The following is a 5403-nucleotide window of genomic DNA, read 5'->3' as shown; positions in this document are numbered from 1 at the left end:
GCGACGCACCGCGTCGCCGGGCCCTCGGCGTGCTCCCCGCCGTCCGCCCCCGCGGACCACCGCCGGCTTATTCCGGCTTTGCCAAATTCTGACCGGGTGGTTCATATCACCATCCGTCAACCCCTCCCTACGGTCGCGTAGGTCACATCGGCGGGTGCAGGATGTGGAGCCGTGGCAGACGATTCGCGATACACAGCAGACAGAGACCGGGCAGGCACCGGATTCGGGTCGTACGCGGCGGTGGGGGACAGCTTCACCGAAGGCGTCGGAGACCCGGGGCCCGACGGGTCGCTCGTCGGCTGGGCGGACCGGTTGGCGGTCCTCCTTGCGGACCAGCGACCCGGGGGCGGCTTCCGCTACGCCAACCTCGCGGTCCGCGGCAAGCTCCTCGACCAGATCGTGGCCGACCAGCTCCCGCGCGCGAAGGCGCTCTCCCCCGACCTGGTCAGCTTCGCCGCCGGCGGCAACGACATCCTCCGGCCCGGCTCCGACCCCGACGCCGTCGCCGAGCGCTACGAGCGGGCCGTCGCCGACCTGACCTCCCACGTCGGCACCGTCCTGATCAGCACCGGATTCGACACCCGGCACGTCCCCGTCCTGCGCCACCTGCGCGGCAAGATCGCCACGTACACGGCGCACGTCCGGTCCATCGCCGACCGCTACGACTGCCCGGTCCTCGACCTCTGGTCGCTGCGGACCGTGCAGGACGCCCGGGCCTGGGACGGCGACCGGCTGCACCTCTCACCAGAGGGACACACCCGGGTCGCCCTCCGGGCCGGACAGGTCCTCGGTCTGGACATCCCCGACGATCCCGACCAGCCCTGGCCGGTCCTCCCGCCGCGCGGCAGCCTGGCGGTACGGCGGGACGACATCCTGTGGGCGCGCGAGTACCTCGCCCCGTGGATCGGCCGGCGGCTGCGGGGCACCTCCTCCGGCGACCACCTCGCCGCCAAGCGCCCGGACCTGCTCCCGCTCTGAGAACCGGGCCCGCAGGTCCGGCGGCAGCGCCGCGAGCAGCGCCTCGGCCCCGATCAGCGCCGTGTTCCCCGGCGCGGTGCAGGTGTACGCGCCGGCGACCGCGCCCAGCCGGGCGCAGTCGTCGACGTCGAGCCCGGCGAGCCGCCCGTGGAGGAAGCCGGTGACGTACGCGTCGCCCGCGCCGTTGGAGTCGACCACCGGGGCGGGCGGCACGGTCGCCGGGACGTGCCGCGGCACGGAACCACCGCCCCGGGTCAGCAGGTAGGAGCCGCCTGCGCCCGCCGTCGCCACCACGGCCCGCGCGCGGCCGCCGTCGAGGATCTCCCGCATCACCGACGCGATCCGTTCGCCGGCGCCCGCCGCGCTGAGGAAGACGAGGTCGGAGCGGAGGGCGAACTCGCGCTGGTGCTCGTTCAGCCCGTCCCAGTCGTGCAGGTCGGTGGAGACGGGAAGGCCCGACGCCTCGATGTCGTCGTAGAGGTGGCGGGAGAAGTCGGTGATCGACAGGTGGACGTGGCGGGCCCGGCGCAGCTGCGGGAGGTAGACCTCGCGCGGCAGCCGCAGACCGGGCACGTCGCGGGCGTCGTAGAACGACATCCGGCGGCCCGCCGCGTCGACCAGGTTGACCGCCGGGCGGGTGCCGCCGGGCGAGACGAGCGCCACGAACTCGACGTCGCCCTCCGCCAGCCGCTCGCGCACCTGGGCGCCGATCCAGTCGTCGCCGACGAAGTCGAGCAGCGCGACGCGCAGGCCCAACGCCCGTGCTCCGAGGGCCACGTTGCCGCCGGTGTGGCCGGGCCACTCCTGGATCGGGCCCACCTGCACGGAGTCCGCGAGCGGCACCGGCAGGGCGTCGACGCGGACGACGGTGTCCACGCCGGAGCCCCCGACGACCAGGATGTCGAGTCCGTCGCGCGTCCGGTCGCGCGGTTCGTCCTGCGGTGCGTTCCGCCGTTCCGGGGCCGATTCCCCTGCCTGCTCCCGCGTCACCGTCTCCCCCTCCGTGTCCCCTGTCGCCCCAGTATGGCTGGTGCAGTGAGGTGAATGTGCGTCAGTGGTGCGGGCGGCGGCCCTCACGCGGTGCTGGGATGGCCCGGCACCACCCGCTATCGGAAGGACCTCCATGACCTCGCGCACCTCGTCCCTCCTGGCCGCCGGCGCGGCCGCCCTGCTCCTCTCCGCCACCGCCGCCCTGCCCGCCGCCGCCGCGCCGGCCGCGGCGGGGGACCTGCTCGCGGCCGCCGCTCCTGAGCGCGCCACCGTCTCCGTGACCGGCGAGGGCAGCGCCGAGACCGCCCCCGACCTGGCCCTGGTGAACGCCGGGGTCGAGGTCACCCGCCCCACCGCCGAGCAGGCGCTCGCCGCGCAGAGCGCCGCGGCCGACGCGCTGCTCGCCGCCGTCCGGGCCCGGGGCGTCGCCGACGCCGACGTGCGGACGGAGGGCCTGTCCCTGGACGCCGTCCACGCGTCCGCTAAAAACGGCACGCTGCGGACCGTCGGCTACCGGTCCGCGCAGAGCTTCGTCGTCAAGGTCCGCGAGATCGGCCGGGCCGGCGAACTGGTCACCGCGGTCACCGAGGCCGCCGGCGACGCCGGCCGGGTGCACGGGGTGACCTTCGACGTCGCCGACCCCACCGCCCTGCGCGCCGAGGCCCGCCGGGCCGCCCACCTCGACGCCCGCGCCAAGGCCGAGCAGCACGCCGAGCTGAGCGGGCACCGCCTGGGCCGGCTGGTCTCCCTCACAGAGGAGGCGGGCGGCCGCCCCCGCCCCGTCACCCTGCCCGCCGCCGCCTTCGACGCCCCGGCGAAGCTGGCCACCGGCCGGGTGCAGGACCAGGTGAACGTGACGGCGGTCTACGAGCTGCGCTGACGGCGCTCAGCGCAACGCGGCCTGCGGGAGGCCGAGTTCCCGGGCCAGCGCCTCGTCCGTCCACCGCAGCATGGTGCTGCGGGGCAGCGCCCCCGTGTACGACGTCATCTGCACGGCGAGACCGTCCAGGAGCGCGGTGAGCCGCCAGGCCGCCGCGCCCGGGTCGGCGCACGCGAACTCGCCCGCCGCCGCGCCCTCCGCGATGACCTCGGTCAGCGCCTGCTTCCACCGGCGGTCCAGGTCGCGCGTCACCTCACGCAGCCCCGGCTCCCGCAGCGCCACCGACCAGCCCTCGATCCACAGCCGCCAGCCCTTCGCCTGCCCGGTCGGCGCGTACCACCGCACCGCGGCCCGCAGCCGCCGAAGCGCGGGGCCGCGGCGGCCGAGGAGTCGGCGCAGCCGCTCGAGATCGGCCTCGGCGGCGTGCGCGAAGGCGGCGGCGACCAGCTGCTCCTTGGTCGAGAAGTGGTACAGGACCAGCGCGTTGCTGACCCCGAGCGCCGAGGCCACGTCCGAGATCCGGACGTCGGAGACGCCCCGCTCCTCGATCTGCGCCACCGCCGCCCGCAGCAGCTCCGCGCGCCGCTCCGTCACGCTCAACCGCACTCTGGCCACGGATTCACCCTACGCCACCGGTTCCCAACGGCTCGGCGCAGGAGACGAGTTGGGGCCGCCGGGCCGCCGCGCCCGCGACCGCCGGGAATCTCCGCCGCCGCGCGCACGTTGATCCCCGTATGACGACTCCCGAGCGGGACTCCGCGCTCCTCGCCCTGTTCGCCGCCCACGACGGCGGCGTCCTCGTGACCCTCAAGCGCGACGGCCGCCCGCAGCTCTCGAACGTCAACCACGCCTACTACCCGGACGAGGGCGTGCTGCGCGTCTCGGTCACCGACGGCCGCGCGAAGACCGCCAACCTGCGCCGTGATGCCCGGGCGAGCTACCACGTGACCAGCGACGACCGCTGGGCCTGGACCGTCGCCGAGGCGGCCGCGGAGCTCTCCCCGGTCGCCGCCGACCCGCACGACGACACCGTCGAGGCGCTCGTCGCCCTCTACCGGGACGTCCGCGGCGAGCACCCCGACTGGGACGAGTACCGCCGCGTGATGGTCGAGGACCGGCGCGTCGTCCTCACCCTGCGTATCGAACGCGTCTACGGGCAGCCCGCCGCATGACACCCGGCCGCCGCCCTCCCGTCCCCCTCCCCGCCCATAATGGTGTGACCACCGCCCTCGCCCCACGGGAGACGTCGTGACCGGACCGGCCCCCCTCCACCCCCTGCGCACCCGGCTGCGCACGCTGCGCACCCCGCCCTTCGGCGCCGACGCCACCGGGGAGCGCTGGGAGCGGATCAGGAACTCGCCGAACTTCGCCGACGGGGTGTTCCGCAACCCCGGCGGCCCCTCGGCGACCCGCCCCTCCGGCTCCGCCCGGTCCTTCGCGAAGGTCTACTTCGACAAGGAGCTGCGGGCCCTGCGCGCGCCGGCCGGCCGCGTCCCGGTGTACCCGACGACCCTCGCCGAGCTCTCCCGGCCGGCCGCGACCGGCCTCCGGCTGACCTGGATGGGCCACTCCAGCGTGCTCGCCGAGATCGGCGGCCGCCGGGTCCTGTTCGACCCCGTCTGGGGCGAGCGCTGCTCCCCCTTCTCCTTCGCGGGCCCCAGGCGCGTGCACCCGGTGCCCGTCCCCCTCACCGCCCTCGGCCCGGTCGACGTCGTCGTGATCTCGCACGACCACTACGACCACCTCGACCTGCCGACCATCCGCGGCCTGGCCCGGACCGACACCGTCTTCGCCGTCCCGCTGGGCATCGGCGCGCACCTGGAGCACTGGGGCGTCCCGGCCGCCCGCATCCGCGAGCTCGACTGGCACGACTCCACCGAGGTCGGCGGCCTCCGGCTCACCGCCACCCCCGCCCGCCACTTCTGCGGCCGCGGGCTGCGGAACCAGCAGCACACCCTGTGGGCGTCCTGGGTGGTCGCCGGCGGCGGGCACCGGATCTTCCACAGCGGCGACACCGGCTACTTCCCCGGCTTCGCGGACATCGGCGCGGAGCACGGCCCGTTCGACGCCACGATGATCCAGCTGGGCGCGTACAGCGCGTACTGGCCGCAGGGACACACCGACCCCGTCCCGGACCCCGGCGCCTGGCCGGACATCCACATGACCCCCGCCGAGGCGGTCCGCGCCCACCTCGACCTCCAGGGCGGTACGCCCGGCGGGGTGCTGCTGCCGATCCACTGGGGCACCTTCAACCTCGCCTTCCACGCCTGGGGCGAGCCCGCCGAGTGGACCGTCGACGTCGCCGGCGAGGCCGGCCAGAGCCTGGCGCTGCCCCGTCCGGGCGAGCCGTTCGAGCCCGGCGGGCAACTGCCCGCCGAGCCGTGGTGGCGGCCGGTCGCCGGGCGGCTCGCCCACCCGTGGCGCGGGGACGGGACGTCGCCCGGGATCACGCCGTCGGCCGGGGAGGCGGGGGTCGGCCAGGCAGTCGAGCACTGACCGCGGGGCGCTGACCGCCGCACCCCGACCTCAGGGCGCCGGTCGTGCGGCGTCGGGGG

The 5403-nt window shown here is 75.8% G+C and carries 5 protein-coding genes and 1 pseudogene; 4 read left to right on the top strand and 2 right to left on the bottom strand.

Translation table 11 applies throughout. The features are described 5' to 3' along the window. Positions 1-171: 171 nt before the first annotated feature. On the top strand, positions 172-978 hold the full coding sequence (locus ACFWEG_RS28070) for an SGNH/GDSL hydrolase family protein (protein ID WP_387220662.1): 807 nt from the start codon (positions 172-174) through the stop codon (positions 976-978). A gap of 27 nt (positions 979-1005) precedes the next feature. On the opposite strand, the pseudogene ACFWEG_RS28065 reads toward ACFWEG_RS28070, so the two are convergent. After that, positions 1006-1875, bottom strand: a pseudogene (locus tag ACFWEG_RS28065) (carbohydrate kinase family protein); the annotation flags it as partial. Positions 1876-2101: 226 nt separating this feature from the next. Here ACFWEG_RS28065 and ACFWEG_RS28060 point away from each other — a divergent pair. Beyond that, positions 2102-2848, top strand: coding sequence for an SIMPL domain-containing protein (locus ACFWEG_RS28060; protein ID WP_387220660.1), 747 nt, complete (start codon positions 2102-2104; stop codon positions 2846-2848). 6 nt (positions 2849-2854) lie between these two features. Here the strand turns inward: ACFWEG_RS28060 and ACFWEG_RS28055 are convergent, their stop codons facing one another. Beyond that, positions 2855-3463, bottom strand: a complete 609-nt coding sequence (locus ACFWEG_RS28055) for a TetR/AcrR family transcriptional regulator (protein WP_387220657.1) — start codon at positions 3461-3463, stop codon at positions 2855-2857. 119 nt (positions 3464-3582) lie between these two features. Here ACFWEG_RS28055 and ACFWEG_RS28050 point away from each other — a divergent pair, with 119 nt between their 5' ends. Both ACFWEG_RS28050 and ACFWEG_RS28045 read left to right on the top strand, forming a co-directional pair. Beyond that, a complete protein-coding gene (locus ACFWEG_RS28050) occupies positions 3583-4020 on the top strand; it encodes a PPOX class F420-dependent oxidoreductase (RefSeq protein ID WP_387220655.1) in 438 nt (145 codons plus the stop codon). A gap of 76 nt (positions 4021-4096) precedes the next feature. Next, positions 4097-5344: an MBL fold metallo-hydrolase gene (locus tag ACFWEG_RS28045; protein ID WP_387220652.1), complete on the top strand. Its 1248-nt coding sequence runs from the start codon at positions 4097-4099 to the stop codon at positions 5342-5344. Positions 5345-5403: the final 59 nt, after the last annotated feature.

The organism is Streptomyces sp. NPDC060194 (assembly GCF_042728285.1).
GTDB lineage: Bacteria > Actinomycetota > Actinomycetes > Streptomycetales > Streptomycetaceae > Streptomyces.
This window is presented reverse-complemented; position numbering and strand designations above follow the sequence as displayed.